Source organism: Proteus sp. LHD240705 (assembly GCF_047921555.1).
GTDB lineage: Bacteria > Pseudomonadota > Gammaproteobacteria > Enterobacterales > Enterobacteriaceae > Proteus.
Genome location: NZ_JBLRMI010000003.1, coordinates 365927 through 381891 on the forward strand (window position 1 = coordinate 365927; position 15965 = coordinate 381891).

The 15965-nt window shown below is 38.4% G+C and carries 21 protein-coding genes and 1 tRNA gene; 21 read left to right on the forward strand and 1 reads right to left on the reverse strand.

Annotated elements, in window-relative coordinates:
• Positions 1 to 56 precede the first annotated feature (56 nt).
• The 15 genes from ACNART_RS07765 to ACNART_RS07835 all read left to right on the forward strand — a co-directional run bounded on the left by ACNART_RS07765 (position 57) and on the right by ACNART_RS07835 (position 8784).
• A complete protein-coding gene (locus tag ACNART_RS07765) occupies positions 57 to 347 on the forward strand; it encodes a DUF1364 domain-containing protein (RefSeq protein WP_109849948.1) in 291 nt (96 codons plus the stop codon).
• Positions 344 to 700: a RusA family crossover junction endodeoxyribonuclease gene (locus ACNART_RS07770; protein WP_004245983.1), complete on the forward strand. Its 357-nt coding sequence runs from the start codon at positions 344 to 346 to the stop codon at positions 698 to 700. The genes ACNART_RS07765 and ACNART_RS07770 overlap by 4 nt, the downstream gene beginning before the upstream one ends.
• Positions 700 to 1332 (forward strand): bacteriophage antitermination protein Q, encoded by a 633-nt coding sequence (locus ACNART_RS07775; protein WP_109372765.1) that lies wholly within the window; start codon positions 700 to 702, stop codon positions 1330 to 1332. Before ACNART_RS07770 ends, ACNART_RS07775 begins: the two co-directional genes overlap by 1 nt.
• 239 nt (positions 1333 to 1571) lie before the next feature.
• Positions 1572 to 2030 (forward strand): Hsp20 family protein, encoded by a 459-nt coding sequence (locus ACNART_RS07780; protein ID WP_072070436.1) that lies wholly within the window; start codon positions 1572 to 1574, stop codon positions 2028 to 2030.
• Positions 2031 to 2610: 580 nt separating this feature from the next.
• On the forward strand, positions 2611 to 2823 hold the full coding sequence (cspA, locus tag ACNART_RS07785; RefSeq protein WP_041701226.1) for an RNA chaperone/antiterminator CspA: 213 nt from the start codon (positions 2611 to 2613) through the stop codon (positions 2821 to 2823).
• A 487-nt stretch (positions 2824 to 3310) separates the two neighbouring features.
• Positions 3311 to 3388, forward strand: a tRNA-OTHER gene (locus ACNART_RS07790).
• A gap of 83 nt (positions 3389 to 3471) precedes the next feature.
• Positions 3472 to 3879, forward strand: coding sequence for a phosphate-starvation-inducible protein PsiE (psiE, locus tag ACNART_RS07795; RefSeq protein WP_098943670.1), 408 nt, complete (start codon positions 3472 to 3474; stop codon positions 3877 to 3879).
• A 100-nt stretch (positions 3880 to 3979) separates the two neighbouring features.
• The gene (locus ACNART_RS07800; protein ID WP_109372766.1) at positions 3980 to 4975 is read left to right on the forward strand and encodes a YbgA family protein; all 996 of its coding nucleotides are present in this window, start codon (positions 3980 to 3982) and stop codon (positions 4973 to 4975) included.
• A 24-nt stretch (positions 4976 to 4999) separates the two neighbouring features.
• Positions 5000 to 5509 (forward strand): lipocalin family protein, encoded by a 510-nt coding sequence (locus ACNART_RS07805; RefSeq protein WP_416303495.1) that lies wholly within the window; start codon positions 5000 to 5002, stop codon positions 5507 to 5509.
• Positions 5510 to 5995: 486 nt separating this feature from the next.
• Positions 5996 to 6265 carry a hypothetical protein gene (locus tag ACNART_RS07810; RefSeq protein ID WP_098943665.1) on the forward strand — a complete coding sequence of 90 codons (270 nt, stop codon included), beginning with the start codon at positions 5996 to 5998 and terminating at the stop codon, positions 6263 to 6265.
• Positions 6265 to 6735 (forward strand): lysozyme, encoded by a 471-nt coding sequence (locus ACNART_RS07815; RefSeq protein ID WP_109850508.1) that lies wholly within the window; start codon positions 6265 to 6267, stop codon positions 6733 to 6735. Before ACNART_RS07810 ends, ACNART_RS07815 begins: the two co-directional genes overlap by 1 nt.
• A gap of 142 nt (positions 6736 to 6877) precedes the next feature.
• Positions 6878 to 7339 carry a lysis protein gene (locus ACNART_RS07820; protein WP_416303496.1) on the forward strand — a complete coding sequence of 154 codons (462 nt, stop codon included), beginning with the start codon at positions 6878 to 6880 and terminating at the stop codon, positions 7337 to 7339.
• Positions 7340 to 7653: 314 nt separating this feature from the next.
• Positions 7654 to 7797 (forward strand): hypothetical protein, encoded by a 144-nt coding sequence (locus tag ACNART_RS07825; protein WP_192940887.1) that lies wholly within the window; start codon positions 7654 to 7656, stop codon positions 7795 to 7797.
• Between the two features lie 199 nt (positions 7798 to 7996).
• Positions 7997 to 8422 carry a hypothetical protein gene (locus ACNART_RS07830; RefSeq protein ID WP_017628807.1) on the forward strand — a complete coding sequence of 142 codons (426 nt, stop codon included), beginning with the start codon at positions 7997 to 7999 and terminating at the stop codon, positions 8420 to 8422.
• Between the two features lie 122 nt (positions 8423 to 8544).
• Entirely contained in the window at positions 8545 to 8784 is a 240-nt protein-coding gene (locus ACNART_RS07835) for a hypothetical protein (RefSeq protein WP_098943662.1), read from the forward strand.
• 317 nt (positions 8785 to 9101) lie between these two features.
• Here the strand turns inward: ACNART_RS07835 and ACNART_RS07840 are convergent, their stop codons facing one another.
• Positions 9102 to 9653 (reverse strand): YfbU family protein, encoded by a 552-nt coding sequence (locus ACNART_RS07840; protein WP_098943661.1) that lies wholly within the window; start codon positions 9651 to 9653, stop codon positions 9102 to 9104.
• Between the two features lie 64 nt (positions 9654 to 9717).
• On the opposite strand from ACNART_RS07840, the gene ACNART_RS07845 reads away from it, so the two are divergent.
• From ACNART_RS07845 to ACNART_RS07870, 6 genes are all read left to right on the forward strand, one after another.
• Positions 9718 to 10320 (forward strand): hypothetical protein, encoded by a 603-nt coding sequence (locus ACNART_RS07845; protein WP_098943660.1) that lies wholly within the window; start codon positions 9718 to 9720, stop codon positions 10318 to 10320.
• A 2-nt stretch (positions 10321 to 10322) separates the two neighbouring features.
• Positions 10323 to 11807: a terminase gene (locus ACNART_RS07850; protein WP_416303497.1), complete on the forward strand. Its 1485-nt coding sequence runs from the start codon at positions 10323 to 10325 to the stop codon at positions 11805 to 11807.
• 1 nt (position 11808) lies between these two features.
• Positions 11809 to 13191 carry a DUF4055 domain-containing protein gene (locus tag ACNART_RS07855; RefSeq protein ID WP_416303498.1) on the forward strand — a complete coding sequence of 461 codons (1383 nt, stop codon included), beginning with the start codon at positions 11809 to 11811 and terminating at the stop codon, positions 13189 to 13191.
• Between the two features lie 2 nt (positions 13192 to 13193).
• Entirely contained in the window at positions 13194 to 14255 is a 1062-nt protein-coding gene (locus tag ACNART_RS07860; protein ID WP_416303499.1) for a phage minor head protein, read from the forward strand.
• A 66-nt stretch (positions 14256 to 14321) separates the two neighbouring features.
• Positions 14322 to 15008: a hypothetical protein gene (locus ACNART_RS07865; protein WP_089503223.1), complete on the forward strand. Its 687-nt coding sequence runs from the start codon at positions 14322 to 14324 to the stop codon at positions 15006 to 15008.
• Positions 15009 to 15013: 5 nt separating this feature from the next.
• Positions 15014 to 15964 carry a major capsid protein gene (locus ACNART_RS07870; protein ID WP_416303500.1) on the forward strand — a complete coding sequence of 317 codons (951 nt, stop codon included), beginning with the start codon at positions 15014 to 15016 and terminating at the stop codon, positions 15962 to 15964.
• Position 15965: the final 1 nt, after the last annotated feature.

Sequence of the window (15965 nt, forward strand, 5' to 3'; positions counted from 1 at the left end):
TTAATAACATGATCGTTTTTATTTTAGAGTGATAAAAAATAGTAATCAGGAGGCTCATGATGAATTTACGCAATGATGCAAAAGGGCGTGAATGTCAGATTAGAATACCTTCAGTTTGTAATGGTAACTCTGAAACGGTTGTTTTAGCCCATTACAGAATGTCAGGTCTTTGTGGCGTCGGAATAAAATCGCATGACTTATTTGGCGCTTGGGCTTGTAGTGCATGTCACGATGAAGTTGATAGACGAACACGATTTACGGATATGGAGTATGCAAAACAATGTCACCTAGAAGGTGTTTTGAGAACGCAAGCCATATTGATCCAAGAAGGGAAGTTGAACGTGTGAAGGTCTTTAATATCGAACCAGTACCTAAACCAAGGATGACTCAGGCTGATAAATGGAAAAAACGTCCCCCAGTTTTAAAGTATTTTGCGTTTAAGGACGAAGTAAAGTTAAACAAAATCACCCTACCTGAATCACATTACCACATTACATTCATTCTACCCATGCCGAAGAGTTGGAGTAAAACTAAACGCTCCGAAATGAACGGTAAACCCCATCAACAAAAACCGGATAAAGATAATCTCGAAAAAGCATTACTTGATGCTATTTTTGACGATGATTCACGTGTATGGGATGGGCGGGTAACAAAAGTGTGGGGAAAAAGGGGGCAGATAATTATCCAAGAGGTGCGATAGTGAATATTGAGTGGATACGCGAGCGAGTAAGTACAGCGTTGATGAATGTTTGTATTATAGAAAATGGGCCGTTAAGTGCCATGGAGGAACAAGCAATACTTGTAACCGATAGGTTTAAAAGAAACCCAATACGCTATGCGGGTGAAATAAAGTCTCGATACAGACTCCCCTCACATCCACTCAAAATTAAGCAAAAACATGCCAAAGGAAAATCAAAACCATTAATTAATGAAGTTACTTATCGCACTTCATCATGGCGCAGAGGTATTCATCAATTGCCTAACGAAATGCGCTTATGGTTACTCTATTGCTATGGTGATTATCAATATTATCGTGAGCAAATACTCATTGTTCCCTATATTTGGCATGAGTTTCAGCGATTAAATAGTAAAAAAAGGATAACGAAAAAAGTTAAGCAACGACTTCAATCTCTTACCTTACTAGCCATTCAGGCGGTAAAAGCAGAAATTAATCAAACAGCAAAAAAATATACGGATGTTAAGCTCGCTGAATTGTTGGGCGTCAGTGCTGATGCTTGGCGAAAGAGCTATAAACTGTATTGGATTTGTTTATTAGATTGTTGCTATCAATTAGATAGAGATTCGCTATTCAAAATTAGCGCTTTAAGCTGATTAAAAAAGTTGCAAAACTCCGTTTTTTTCTATAAATTAAATGCAATATTTATATAATAGTATAAATGTAAGTATTTCAAACCTCGCTTCGGCGGGGTTTTTTGTTATCTACAATCCCATGTAGGTCAAAGATAAAAAATTTAGGATTTAGGGCTTGAAAAATGCTTGCTCGTTCATATTTATATTTTGGGTAAATAAGATACCGCCCATAATTCATTAAATACTGAAGGAGGAGTTATATGCCTAACATTAAACCTTTTTCATTATTCCCAACATTATCTGACAACTTACTTTCAAATCGTTTTGATCAGATAGATCGCCTGTTTAGTCAGTTAACAGGCAGTAAGCCAATAGCATCACCTGTACAGACTTATAACCTGAAACAGATTGATGATAACCATTATGAGCTGACAGTGAGTGTGCCTGGATATCAAGAAAATGATTTATCGGTTTCATTGAAAGGTAGCCGTTTATTGATTGAAGGGAAAAAAGAAGAAAAATCAGAAGAAGACAATGATAAATGGATCCACCGAGGCATATCTCAAGGGCAATTTACGTTGCAATTTGACCTCGGTAAAAATGTTAAAATAGAAAAAGCCGATTTATCAAGTGGACTTCTGACCATTGCTATTGAGTATGAATTACCTGAAGAAGAAAAACGACAAACAATAGCGATAGAAAATAAAGATAAAAGTTAATTGAGTTAGATAACGTGAATAAGATTAAGGCTACGCATGATGTGTAGCCTTAATTGTTTTCAATACACAATAAAAAAATGCCGATACGCTAGGAGTCATATCGGCATATAAAATAAACGCAAGAAGCAATGTAAGTCATGTCGTACTAATTCGTATCAAACCTGTCAATTTGATACGAATGTAATGATAATTATTCTCACTAAGATATTCAACCCTAAATTAAATAAGGTTACTTTGTAGCCTTTCCGTCTATGCCGACCACAGAATCAATACCCACTTATACCGTTCACACAAGAGCTGTGAGTCGGCACCTTTTAATAGGGTTTCATTCTTGATAGCACACACAAGTGCTTTTATTGCAAAAATAAAGTTTGCTATCTGAATTTTTCTATGGCTTAATGACATCACTGGTTTGGAAGTACAGGCCTATTTATGTTAGTCAGTTTAAAGTTGTTCACCGTTTAGCGTTATCCTCGATACCACTTCATTGCGAATTCCTTCTAATTAATTCCCATAAGTAAAAATAAAAAACAAACCCTCATATGCCTTATGGCAAATTAAATAAATTAAAGGAAATTCTATGTCTAATACAATGACTGGTTCAGTAAAATGGTTTAACGATGATAAAGGTTTTGGTTTCATCACTCCTAAAGATGGAAGTAAAGATGTATTTGTACATTACTCTGCAATTCAGAGTGATGACTTCAAATCTCTGATGGAAGGCCAAGAAGTTTCATTTACCATTGAAAATGGTATGAAAGGTCCAGCAGCAGGCAACGTGGTGGCTCTCTAAAGGCGCTATTACTATTCGCCTCTATTTTAAATGCCCTTGTTGTAGCGGTTCGCAATATAGAACATCACAATTTGATGTTACAGTGAACAATCCACACGGCGCAAAATGTATTTTTTGTAAGACTGTGATGGCTGCTCAAATGAGTTAAGCGTTAAATAGTTGAATATATAGAACCTCGCTTTGGCGGGGTTTTTTTGTTGCTTAAATTTAAATATGATCCCTTTATATTTTAAAACGTACATATTCATTAGTGTGTGGTAAACTTAGGAAAGTAAACATACCTCATTGCTATCAACAGCAAACCTTGCATTTGCAAGTTTTTATCGAAAATAGATGCGGTATCTAAAGGAATGATTTCCTAAGGAGATGCCTATGAATTGGTCTGCGCTATTACACCGAATCCCCGCTTTTTTACGGAATGTAATTATCATTGCTTTATTGCTCTTAGTTGCATTTGTGATAGTTCGTTGGTTCAGGTAAATTCATTCCGCCATTAGCTTAACTGGGAGAGTATTTAGTTTTATTTAAACTAAAAGTCGAGGTTCGATACCTTGATGGCGGTCCAATTAAATATAAAGCTTCTCATCTATTTTTTATTTTAATCTATAGAAAACTTGATATTAGGAGCATAAACTCTTAGGAGTTATTATGACAGGACTAAATCAAACAAAAGTAATTAGTCGAGTTTTACAATGGATTAGTAGTGTTGGCCTGATATTGCTTGCAATTATTTTAATAATTTTTTTAGTTAAAGAAACTATTATCCTTGCTAATTTATTATTTACAGTTAGTGATCCAGTTTCAATTTATTTATTAGTTGATGGACTTATCATTTACTTTCTTTATTTTGAATTTATTGCATTAATTATTAAATATTTTCAGTCGAATTATCACTTTCCATTGCAATATTTTATTTATATTGCAATAACTGCGGTAATTAGGTTAATTGTTGTTGAACATAAAAATCCTCAGTTACTTATTGTTTACTCAGGAACGATACTGCTACTTGTTATTGCATTATATATTTCTAGTGCTGAAAGATTGAAACCTAATTAAAATTATAAAAGTAGTAAAAAAAGCATAATCTTACTAATATGAATACAGTTATGATCTACTATAATCAGATTATATGAATGTTTCATATGAGGTAGTAAGAATGTTTAACTCTGTTACAGATATTCACAAAAATAATTTTGTTGGTAAAAAAATTATTGTAGGGATTAGCACTTGTTTATTAGGGAATAATGTTAGGTTTGATGGTGGTCATAAGCGCTTTCATCTTGCCGTAGATGAACTATCTGATTATTTTGAATATCAATCGGCTTGTCCTGAGATGGCTATTGGTTTACCTACACCAAGGCCCGCACTAAGATTAGTTAAATCAAATTCAGGAGAAATTGCATTAAAATTTAGTAACGGGAGTGAAGGTGATTTAACTGAAAAGATGAATCGGTATTCTGTTGAGTATTTAGAGAAATTTAATCAGTTTAGTGGGTATATTGTTTGTGCAAAATCACCAAGTTGTGGATTAGAGCGTGTTCGTGTATATGATCCTATTGGTAATGGTAATAGGAAGGCTGGGACGGGTATTTTTACAGAAAATCTGAAAAAAATGATGCCTTGGTTACCAATAGAGGAAGATGGACGATTGAATGATCCTCATATAAGAGAAAATTTTGTTATACGTGTATTTGCACTGGATGAGTTGAATGAATTGAGAATGAACGCATTTACTCGTCAGTCTTTAATCGATTTCCATACAAGATATAAACTGCTCTTATTGGCTCATTCACAACCTCTTTATAGAGAGTTAGGTCGCTTTGTTGCTAATAATAAAGAATGGCATTCATTGGAAGCTTTTTTTGATGAATATCGAAATAGATTTATGACATTATTACAGCACCAAGCAACACGACGTAATCATACCAATGTTCTTATGCATGTGCAGGGGTATTTTAAGCGCTATTTAACATCAAATCAGCGACAAGCATTAAGTCAATTGATTTTAGAATACCGTCAAGGAATACAGCCTTTATTAGCACCTTTAACATTAATTAATCATTATCTATCAGAGCATCCTGATAATTATTTGAGTAAACAAAGATATTTTCATCCTTATCCTCAATCCTTAAGATTACGTTATGGATTATAATAAACTTATTGATAGGAGGAAAATATGATACGTTCTTTTGTCACTTTTTTAAGTTCATTTATTCTTACTGGATGCAATGTTATTCCTCCGAGTGACATTAAGCCTGTTAATAATTTTGATCTATCACGTTATCTTGGGCAGTGGTATGAGGTCGCTAGAATAGATAATCGTTTTGAAAAAGGCTTAACGAAAGTTACCGCAAATTATTCATTACGAGATGATGGTGGTGTTAAGGTTATTAATCGAGGTTGGAGTCAAAATAAACATCGCTGGAAAGAAAGTATCGGTAAGGCTTATTTTGTTGATTTATCTAATAAAGGTGCATTAAAAGTATCATTTTTGGGTCCATTCTATGGTGGATATAATATCATCAAATTGGATAAGAATTATCAATATTCTTTGGTTGTAGGACCAGATAAAGATTATTTATGGATATTATCACGTACACCGACCATGCCATCAAATTTGTTGAATGAATATATTCATTTTGCAACATCATATGGATTTGATAGTAACAGGATCATAATATTTTAACAAAAGGTATATAGCTGAATTTAAATACTATCTAATTTGATGGTATTTAATTATAATTTGAAAATGCCTATTCATATTATCCATTATAATAACACTGGTAATGATTATTTACACCTAAGAGCATGGGGATTTATGAGTTAGTGTTATCCAGGCTAGTCGTTTTGTTTTTATTGGTGAATAAAATGTGCACTTTTCTGATTTTTTATTTATATCGTTCTCGATTTGAGTTGTTTGTTTAACTGACTGATTTTTATCATTATTAGTTATTATAATGAAAGTAATTATAAAAAATAAAGAAATAAGAAATAAAATAATATATCGCACTTGATTACTCCGTTTCATAAATATTATTTATTATTTCATGAATAAATTTATAAATATGTACAGTAATAAATAAGAATTACTATATTTTTATAAATCATCTCGAAAATCTCTTAATAATTTCTCTTTATATTAATCATTAATGGGCACTCCGTAGGGGTGTATATGTGTATGGATAAATTAACCAATGTAACCTATGGAACAGCAGGCCTAACGGCCTTTTTTGCCAGTCTCTCTTTATATGAATGGGGATTTGTTATCGGGATGGCGTTCAGTATGGTTCTAGGTTTAGCCACTTATTTTATGACTCGAAGAGAACAGCGAAAACGTACTCAATTATTTGAAGAGCTTGTTCGTCATGTTGACCCACAAAACCCGACCGAAACGTTAAAAAGACTTGCTGAATTAATGGTGAAAGCACCAAAGGATATTTAATGTCTCTCAAACAGAAAATAGCGGCGCTAACAACAGCAGGAGCCACAGCAATCGCATTAGTAGTGATAGCCCATTTTGAAGGTGTGCGTTATGAACCTTATCGTGATGTGGCAGGCGTTTTGACGGTTTGTTATGGGCATACAGGCAAAGACATTATTCAAGGTAAGACATATACACAACAAGAATGTGATGCGTTATTACAAAACGATTTTATTAAGACACAACAGAAAGTCGATGCATTAATCAAAGTACCACTCGATGACTACACCAAAGCCGCTTTATATTCCTTTGCTTTTAATGTAGGAATGACAGCATTTGCTCGCTCAACATTACTCAAGAAATTAAATGCGGATGATAGAGCGGGTGCCTGTGAAGAAATAAAACGTTGGGTATATGCGGGTGGAAAGGTTTGGCGAGGGCTTGTCAGTCGTCGAGAGGCGGAGTCAGCACTATGTCATGGAAACCTTTAATCATCATTATCAGCTTTATCCTTGCATTACTCATTACAGTCGCTGGTGGTATTTATCTCTTAATTGATAACTCATGTACTAAAGACCAAGTTAGTTTAGAAAAGCGCTGTCAGATAGCTCTCTCACATCATAGGTACTAATCATGAAATACGGGAAACTCTATGCCGTCATTGCGATGGTAGGCATCATTGTGGGTAGTTATTGGGTGATTAACTGGCAAGCTAACAGGATTAATTCACTGACAGATACCAATAAAAAACTAACTGTGGCTCTCGAAGAACAGAAGTCTATTAATACTGATTATCAAGCACGCATAATGCGATTAAATCAGTTGGATATTCAATATATACAGGAGTTAGCGAATGCCAAGAATGAAATTAGTCGCTCGCGTGATATTAGTGAGCGTCATCCTGAGCGGGTGTATATCAAAGCCGAGTGCCCAAAAAACAAAACCACTCCCGCCACCCGCTTGGCTTATGCAACCACCGCCCGACCTACTGACACCGCTATCAGAAATTATTGGTTACTCAGAGAGCGAATTGCAGAGTCAGAACAGATGATTAAAGGGTTGCAGGATTACATTAGAGTGGAGTGTGTGAACTAAAAAAAGCCCAGCATGGGTGCATGGGCAAACTAACTAAACACCAATCAGTAAGAGTATAGCGAGGTTGATTTTAGTTAGTATAGCTTAAGTAAGTATATATACCAGATTGATAATTCTGATTAACCTATCTCCTACCTAAATAAAAAACGCAAGATAAAAATAACCCTGTGAGTCTGGGCTCCCACAGGGCTTTCACTAGTATGTGTGAAAACAATAGATTACCAATATCCAGTAAGCCAATCTGTTAATAATCAACGTAAGTTTTTAAAAAACAATCGCCTCGCAATAGCGGGGCTTTTTTATGGAGAAATGCAATGGAAAAGAAATCAGATGCAGTGTCAGTAATGCAGGAATACTTCCCTAACGGAGGTCGAGACTGGGATGCTGTCTGCGAGTTATACGATGCAATTGCCGCAGGGAAAATTCCGAACATTGTGGTTGTAGATAAAAAAGAATAACCCCGACAAGGTTAGATAAATCGTTTATCCATTAAGGAGAGTGATCATATCTTGACTGCTAGGAACAGACTAGAAGTGACCAAAGTAACGTAGTGATACGTGATGATGGTTGCGAATAACTAAATGCAATGTATATAGATCCGCTCATCAGAGTCTTGGAAATAGTTTATAATTATTTTTTTAGATAATGGGGGACGGTATGGCTTTACAAAGAGAGCACAGTTTGAATGGCTTTATTTTTACTCATAACCTAAACAGTTTTGGTGGTAGGTGGGTTCGAGAGTGGTATTTCAAGCCTAAAGATGCTAAGGAGTGGTGCCCATATTATTTGCCTTCCGTGACGGTTAAAAAAAATGATGTTGTAGAGTTTTTAAAAAATACGGAAGAAGCCAAGAATTATTATGATAAATGGTTGCTTTCTGCAAGCGATGTTGAAGCAGCGGAGAAGCGACTACAGCTCGCACAGCAACAAGTTGAAAAGGTCACAGATCCCAATTGGGATTGTAGGGGAAATAACCCGAACAAAGAAAGTAGAATAATTAAAAATGCGATGAGTGAATTATGTAGTGCTAAGGCATCTTTGGAAAACGCTAAAGCGTTGAAGAAAAGGCTAAGTAATCAGTAATGGAATGCCACTTCGCGGCCTTTGTTATGTGAAAGTATAACTACTGACTAGAGTCGCTCTCGAAAAGTGGTATCGTCACCACCTGCCAGTATTTCAACGACGAATAACTAGACGTGGTTACTATGGATGTTCAACTGACCAATGGTTCATGCGAAGGTGCGTGGGCTCAAGTAAAACTAAATGATGAAGGAATGCCTCCATCAACGTACATGGCTGAGTTGCCAGCGGTATGTAATGATGTTCATGTCGACGGAATTATTGAGTCCTTTAATATAGCGCCAGATAAATTTATTTATGAACTGCACGTAACAGTGAGAAGCGGAGAGCCTCCGCACTCCGAGTATCGCTTTCCTGAGAATTAATCATCAAAACAAGAATTCACAATGACTCGCCTAGTGCGGGTTTTTTATTGGGCGAAATATGAAGAAATACACAGTAATCGCAACAAAAAAAGACGGCGCAACCTACGAAGGCATGATGGCAACTAAAGAGCCTTGAATGACTAACGGCTAATCGGTATCGCATCACTCGATGGTTCATGGGTATACATATCACCTGATGAGATTAGTGATATTAAATACGTGCAAGTGGCTGAAGTAGCAGAATAACCAATCACAAAGCCAGTTCGAGTGAGCTGGCTTTTTAATGGGGATGCATGCAACATAGAGTGGGCAGATAGCTACCTGTTGCTTGGATGAATTCGTTCTAAAAGTATATCGATTAACTCTTGCTTGCGGATTCCTTCATTAAATACAAACTTATGACGTATAGGTAAAAATATATCTAACATTCTTCTATATGTTTCTACTGAGGGGGCGTGGGAATTTTTGGTTAGTTCTGTACCTGAAAAGCGACCCATAGTTTTTAACAATCTACCTATTTGCATGTATTCAGACTCATTATTCCCATCAAACCCAGGGAAAGTTAGAGAGTATTCAGGAGAGAAATGAGGCACTGCCTCGCTGACATCTTTCTTATCCTCATCACTAAGTCTTTCATATGTATATGAGAGCATGTCATACATATCAACAGTATCAACGAACAATTTAACTTTAGATGGGGTTTCATCTTCAGTTTCTAGAGACGGGTATTCCCACGACAACGCCCAGTAGTTATCAGTGGAAATAGCCTCTTCAACAAGGTCGGGGTTAAAACTATTTTCTATTCCCATGGCCCTGTAAATTTCACAAAGCATCATTAATTGAAGCTTTTCAGCTTGAGAATATTTCATTTATTGCTCCTATTCATGAACGAAAATCCACTATAGCATTAATTTAATTTATGAAAGGTGATGTATGGCTAAAAGACCAGATTGGGAGGCCATCGAGTCGGCTTACCGAGCTGGCGTGATGTCACTCCGAGAAATAGCTTCACAACATGGCATATCTGAAGGGGCTATACGTAAGAGAGCTAAGAAAGATGATTGGTCGCGAGATCTTAACGCAAAGATAAAATCTCGTGCTGATGATTTGGTTCGCAAAGAAGAAGTACGCAAGCAGGTACGCACAGAAACAACATTATCTGAGCGCGTACTTATTGAGGCTACGGCTGAGGTTATTGCTAATGTTCGTATGGAGCATAGAGGTGATATACGCCGGGCGCGTGAACTGGCTAACGTCTTGTTTGACGAACTGAGTGCAGAGTGCGCAGATGTACCAGCCTTAAGTAAATTGGGCGACCTGATGTTTAATCCTGATGATAACGGACGCGATAAGCTCAATGAAATTTATCACTCAATTATCTCCCTGCCTGAGCGTGTTAAATCAGCAAAAGCACTCAGTGAAACACTTAAGAACTTAATTGGACTTGAGCGTCAGGCATATGGCCTTGATGACGTTCAGCCGAATAAGACGGCTAGCCAACTATCAGATTTAATGGACGACCTATCTAAGGAATAATCATGAAGCCAGAACATCTTGCATTATTAAGAGATAAGCTCTGGCGATTGAACCATCTCTACTGGATAACCAATAAAGAAGGTAAACCAGTTCGATTTAAAATGACGCCTGAGCAACTTGAATACTTCGAAGGAATGCACACGCGAAACATTATCCTTAAAGCACGTCAGCTTGGCTTCACTACTGAGGTCTGCATCATCCAATTAGACGCAGCGCTATTTGAGGCGGCGAAATGTGCATTGATAGCTCACACGCTTAACGATGCTAAGCGACTATTCAGAGAAAAGATAAAGTATGCTTACGAAAAACTACCTGATGAAATTAAAGCGGCAAATCCAGCGAGTAATGATGCGTCTGGTGAGTTGGTGTTTAGCAAAGGCGGGTCACTTTATATCAGTACATCATTTCGTGGTGGTACACTCCGTTATTTGCACGTTTCTGAGTTCGGTAAGATATGTGCTAAGTATCCAGAGAAGGCTCGTGAAATTGTCACTGGTGCATTTGAGGCGGTATCAAGCGATTGTTTCACGACAATTGAAAGTACAGCGGAAGGTAGAGCAGGTTATTTTTATGATTACTGCCAGTCTGCTGAGAAAGCACAAATTCAGGGCAAGACTCTTTCTAACCTAGACTGGAAATTCTTTTTCTTCTCATGGTGGAAGAATTCAGAGTATGCGATTGACCCTGTTGATCAATTACCACAGCGGTTAGTTGATTACTTCGATGAGATATCAAGTAAGCACGGCGTTCAATTAAACGAGCGCCAGAAAGCATGGTATTACGCCAAAGAGAAAACACTTGGCGACGATATGAAGCGGGAATATCCGTCAATACCGTCTGAAGCATTTCAGCAATCTGTTGAAGGTGCTTACTACGCCAAGCAATTCCGCTTCCTGTACGAAAATAAACGCATTGGTACACTTCCTGATAACTCGCATCTACCGGTTCATACGTACTGGGATATCGGCGTGGGTGACTCAACGTCAATTTGGTTTATTCGTGAGGTTGGTGCGGAATTCCATGTCATAGATCATTACTCAAATAGTGGTGAAGGCCTGCGACACTACATGAAAGTGCTGAAAGACAAAGGCTACACATATGCAAGTCACAATGGCCCTCATGATATCGATAACCGTGAGTTTGGTTCTGATGCGAAATCTCGGCGTGAATTAGCGCGTGAAGGGTACGAAATCGACGGACAAATTTACTCAATTCGATTTGACGTAGTGCCGAAACTTTCCATTGATGAAGGCATTGAGGCTGTGCGTGAAATTCTCCCCCACTGTGTTTTTGATGAACATAAATGCAGTGTAGGCATCGCTCATCTTGAGGGGTATCGCAAAGAGTGGGATGACAAACGTGGATGTTGGAAAGATAAACCGCTTCATGATTACACATCTCATGATGCTGATGGATTTAGATATTTTGCAGTGAGTCGAAGAAATACTAAACGGTTGACTAAGAAAATAGAATTTAACTGGAACTAACATGAATACAAACGTTGATTATAAGCATCCAGCTTACAATGAGTTTTTGCCTGAATGGGACATGATTGGCGATTGTGTTGATGGCGAACGAGTTGTTAAAAGCAAGAAAGAGAAATACCTCCCTCATCCGGCAGATAACAAAGATGAAGATGATAAGGGTAATGAGCGTTATAAGCGCTATTTAGCTAGAGCATCCTTTCTGAATGCCACGGGTAGGACACTTAGTGGTTTACTTGGTATTGCTTTCAGTAAGCCAGTAAAGATTAGTGTTAGCGGTAGTGTCGAGTATTTAGAAACTGACATAGACGGTCAAGGCCAGCCACTAACCCAAATGATAAGGGATGCGTTATCGCAAAACTTACAGCGTGGTCGAGCTGGTCTATTAAGTGATTTTAGCGGAGCAGGGATTCAGTCAGAAGCTAATAAGGGACGCCCTTATGTTCGATTGTTCACAGCAAAAGAAATCATCAACTGGCGTGTAACGAATGGGAAAACATCCCTCGTTGTCCTCAAATATCAAGAGCCAGTAGATACAGATGATTTTGAACTGCAAATGCAGAATAACTGGATTGAATTAAGGCTTATTAATGATGTCGCTCATTCTCGTCGTTGGTATGAAGATGGAGACATAAAGGTTACAGATTGGGTTGTATTGAGTGATGCGATTGGCAGTCCATTAAATGAGTTGCCATGGTCATGGATTGGCTCAATGAATAACGATCACACCCCTGATGCCCCTCCTCTTGCAGATATTGCTTACTTAAATATCAAACATTATCAAGCTGAGGCTGATATCGCAGAGTCTGCACACACTGTCGGTCAGCCGATGGTCGCCCTAACCGGCCTTACTGATGATTGGGTTGAAAAGCATATGTCAGATGGGTTTACTGTTGGTTCACGTAAAGGGGTGTTACTGCCACAGGGGGGTGACATGAAGTTTGCACAGCCCGAAGATAGAAATATTCAAATCACTCTAGCTGAACGTAGAGAAAAGCAAATGGCAATGCTAGGCGCTAAGTTAGTTGAACGAGGAACGTCAGCAAGAACAGCTACACAGGCACAGGATGAGGCACAAACAGATAATTCAGTACTGTCATTGTGTGCGGGTAATGTTGAGCAAGCATTTAACCGAGCACTTGATTTTTGTATTCAGTTTGCAGGGGGCGGCGAAGCGTCAATACAGCTGAATAAAGTTTATGATATCGCTAAGTTAGATTCACCAACGATTACAGCGTTATTGGCTGCGTTGCAATCAGGAACTATGCGATTGATTGATTTTGTTAAGTACTTGCAAAGTATCAATATCATTTCTCAAGATGAGAGGGCTGAGGATGTTGTTGATGAATTGGAGTTAACGAGAGGGGCTAATATGTTGGGAGTGTGACTATGCAACCGAGCATCATTCTTGACAACGCATTAATGATACAAGTTATGCTGGAAAGGTTGAAATCATCAACGGCAGATACTCGTGATTTAGTGTTGGATATTCGTGCCACTGTGGCATCTGCGCTGTCTACCTTCTCAGGTAATATTTCCTCTATAAGTAAAGCAAAATCAATCGCGCTTGCATTAAAAAAATCACTAAAGCCAGTTCTCTCTAGTCATTCTGGAAAATTGCTTGATGAAGCCATCAGTGTTGCCATTGTTATGGCAGATGCTGAATATCGAGGTTTTAACTCACTTCTAGAAGGTATTAAACCTGCCAACTATGAGAAAGTGCGTAAAGATGTACAAAACATCCCCATGAACCTGACGGGATGGAGTGGTTCTTTATTCCTAGAAAAGTTTATTGAATCTTGGGCTGATACATCCATTCAACAAGTAGAAAATCAGGCACTGATATCACTATCATCTGGTGGTGATGTGTCTGATCTGCAATCAACGATTAACGGGACGTCAGTTGAACCTCTAATCATCGCATCGTCGGTAGTCGGTAGGATTGCTAGGGGCTTTCAGATGATATCCAGAACCTCTTTACAGCATGCGCACAGTATAGGGGCAATGGATTTCTACAAAGAGAATCCTGATCTGATTAAGTATGAAGAGTTCAGCGCAATACTGGACAATAAAACATCATCAGTATGTAGATCATTATCCGGTAATCGCTATCCACTAGGAGAAGGCCCCAAACCTCCTCTTCATCCTAATTGCCGTAGTCGATTACTTCCAGTTTTAGATGAGAAATACATAAACTTAATTACAACAGATTATGTTGGTAATTCTGAATGGGGTGAAGAGTCTTATTACGAGTGGCTTTATCGCCAGCCAGCGAACAGGCAGGACATTGTATTAGGTAAGACTAGGGCTCAGTTGTTTCGTGATGGTGGATTACCGCCTGATAAATTCGCAAAGTTACAGCTCGATAAATACTTTAAGCCAATAACGCTTAAGGAACTTCAACGGATCATACCTGAAGCTTTTAATAAAGCAGGTATCGACCTCAAATGACCCACTTCGGTGGGTTTTTTATTATTCGCAGTTTGAGACTGCACCATCTAAACCAGAGGTTTTACGATGTTTAAATACCTATTAACAAAAGAAGAATTTGATGCATTAACTGATGATAAAAAGGTTTTGTATAAAGAAGTCGGTGGAAATTACCAACTTCAAATCGAAGGTATGCCAGAAATTCCAGATGTGTCAGGGCTTCAAAAGAAGGTTGATGAATTACTTTCTGAGAAAAAAGCAGAGCAAGAAAAGCGCCGACAAGCCGAAGATGCAGCGAAGAAAGCGGCTGAAGAGCAGGCTCGTAAAAATGGTGATATTGAATCACTAGAAAAAAGTTGGGCTGAAAAGTTAAAGGCGCGTGAAAGTGAGCTATTAGCACAGCTACAGGAAAAAGACGCGAGCCTACACACACTATTGGTTGATAACGTCGCACAAACGTTGGCTACAAAGCTTGCGGGTGATGCTGCGCCGTTAATTATCCCGCACATTAAATCTCGATTATCAGTAGAGGACGGTAAAACGCGAGTAGTTGACGCTAATGGGCATCCTTCAGCATTCACTATTGATGATTTAGAAAAAGAATTTCGTAATAACCAGTTATTTGCTCCGGTAATTATCGGTAGCAAAGCCACCGGAACCGGAGGGGAAGGCGGCAAAGGGAAATCACCAGCCGGAGGCAGTGATAAACCCAAAAGCGCAAATCCATTAGTTGATAGCGCACGTGAAATCATTGCTAATATCCCAGAGGATTAATTTATATGTCTTTACATATTTTTCAAAAACAAGTATCGCTAGCAGCAACAGAATTAGTTGCTCAAGCTGTCCGTCAGTTTAACGAAGCATCTGGCGGCGCTTTAGTTATCGGTGATGGTGATCATATCGGTGACTACATTGAGCAAACATCATGGCAGTTACTTGGCGGGCTGGCTCAGCGACGTAACGCTTATGGCTCAGGCAATCTAACGCCGCAAGAATTGGGGCAAATCCTTGACCGTATGATTAAGGTTGATGGTCGTATTGGTCCTGTATCTGTTACCCCAACGATGATGAAGCGACTAGGTAAAGATGTGTCAGAAGCGGCCGCGGTAGTTGCTGCTCAATCAGCAGAAGCTATGTTGCAAGATTACCTTAATACTGCTGGTGCAGCATTGAAAGCAGCTATTTCTGGTAATACAACGGCAGTTACTGTTGGCGGAGAAACGCCATCATTAAGAGGTTTGAATAAGGCCACACGTCCATTCGGTGATGCTTATTCACGCATTGTCGCTTGGTTAATGGATGGAGCAACGTTCAACGACTTTATGGATGAGACACTAACCAACGCGAATAACCTGTTCCAAATTGGTAACGTCGCCATTAAACAAGATAACCTTGGTCGTCGTTTTGTTATCTCTGATATTCCCGCTTTGTCAGATGCAGACAAACAGCATTCGTTAGGTTTGGTTACTGGCGCCGCAGCGATTCAAACATCGCCATTGATCATGAAGGCTCAGGATGTGTTAGGTCAAGAAAATATTAAGGCACTAATGCAAGGTGAATATGACTTTACTATTGGTCTGCGTGGTTATCAGTGGAGTAAAGATAGTATCAAATCACCCACTAACGCACATATTGAAACGGTAGCTAATTGGAAGCAGATTGCTACTGATATTAAAGATACCGCTGGCGTTATGGTTTCATTTGGCAAGAATACTAGTATTGGTGGGTAAT

Bases quoted from the DNA above. Each gene is read 5' to 3' on its own strand.
- ACNART_RS07860 (WP_416303499.1), top strand. From the start codon at position 13,194: ATGCAACCGAGCATCATTCTTGACAACGCATTAATGATACAAGTTATG.
- ACNART_RS07805 (WP_416303495.1), top strand. From the start codon at position 5,000: ATGATACGTTCTTTTGTCACTTTTTTAAGTTCATTTATTCTTACTGGA.
- ACNART_RS07810 (WP_098943665.1), top strand. From the start codon at position 5,996: ATGTGTATGGATAAATTAACCAATGTAACCTATGGAACAGCAGGCCTA.
- ACNART_RS07830 (WP_017628807.1), top strand. From the start codon at position 7,997: ATGGCTTTACAAAGAGAGCACAGTTTGAATGGCTTTATTTTTACTCAT.
- ACNART_RS07850 (WP_416303497.1), top strand. From the start codon at position 10,323: ATGAAGCCAGAACATCTTGCATTATTAAGAGATAAGCTCTGGCGATTG.
- ACNART_RS07855 (WP_416303498.1), top strand. From the start codon at position 11,809: ATGAATACAAACGTTGATTATAAGCATCCAGCTTACAATGAGTTTTTG.
- psiE (WP_098943670.1), top strand. From the start codon at position 3,472: ATGACAGGACTAAATCAAACAAAAGTAATTAGTCGAGTTTTACAATGG.
- ACNART_RS07865 (WP_089503223.1), top strand. From the start codon at position 14,322: ATGTTTAAATACCTATTAACAAAAGAAGAATTTGATGCATTAACTGAT.
- ACNART_RS07840 (WP_098943661.1), bottom strand. From the start codon at position 9,653: ATGAAATATTCTCAAGCTGAAAAGCTTCAATTAATGATGCTTTGTGAA.
- ACNART_RS07835 (WP_098943662.1), top strand. From the start codon at position 8,545: ATGGATGTTCAACTGACCAATGGTTCATGCGAAGGTGCGTGGGCTCAA.
- cspA (WP_041701226.1), top strand. From the start codon at position 2,611: ATGTCTAATACAATGACTGGTTCAGTAAAATGGTTTAACGATGATAAA.
- ACNART_RS07825 (WP_192940887.1), top strand. From the start codon at position 7,654: ATGGAAAAGAAATCAGATGCAGTGTCAGTAATGCAGGAATACTTCCCT.
- ACNART_RS07870 (WP_416303500.1), top strand. From the start codon at position 15,014: ATGTCTTTACATATTTTTCAAAAACAAGTATCGCTAGCAGCAACAGAA.
- ACNART_RS07765 (WP_109849948.1), top strand. From the start codon at position 57: ATGATGAATTTACGCAATGATGCAAAAGGGCGTGAATGTCAGATTAGA.
- ACNART_RS07780 (WP_072070436.1), top strand. From the start codon at position 1,572: ATGCCTAACATTAAACCTTTTTCATTATTCCCAACATTATCTGACAAC.
- ACNART_RS07815 (WP_109850508.1), top strand. From the start codon at position 6,265: ATGTCTCTCAAACAGAAAATAGCGGCGCTAACAACAGCAGGAGCCACA.
- ACNART_RS07845 (WP_098943660.1), top strand. From the start codon at position 9,718: ATGGCTAAAAGACCAGATTGGGAGGCCATCGAGTCGGCTTACCGAGCT.
- ACNART_RS07820 (WP_416303496.1), top strand. From the start codon at position 6,878: ATGAAATACGGGAAACTCTATGCCGTCATTGCGATGGTAGGCATCATT.
- ACNART_RS07800 (WP_109372766.1), top strand. From the start codon at position 3,980: ATGTTTAACTCTGTTACAGATATTCACAAAAATAATTTTGTTGGTAAA.